1 rRNA gene is annotated in these 208 nt (G+C 52.9%); it reads right to left on the bottom strand.

The features are described 5' to 3' along the window. A 23S ribosomal RNA gene (locus IQO02_RS03040) occupies positions 1-208 on the bottom strand; the annotation flags it as partial.

Below are 208 nucleotides of genomic sequence, written 5' to 3'. Positions count from 1 at the left end.
TTAACGTTGGACAGGAACCCTTGGTCTTCCGGCGAGGGAGTTTTTCACTCCCTTTATCGTTACTCATGTCAGCATTCGCACTTCTGATACCTCCAGCAGCCCTTACAGACCACCTTCAACGGCTTACAGAACGCTCCCCTACCCCACATACCCTAAGGTACGTAGCCGCAGCTTCGGTGTATAGCTTAGCCCCGTTACATCTTCCGCG

It is taken from the genome of Vibrio sp. OPT24, assembly GCF_015163545.1.
Classification (GTDB): domain Bacteria; phylum Pseudomonadota; class Gammaproteobacteria; order Enterobacterales; family Vibrionaceae; genus Vibrio; species Vibrio cyclitrophicus.
This window is presented reverse-complemented; position numbering and strand designations above follow the sequence as displayed.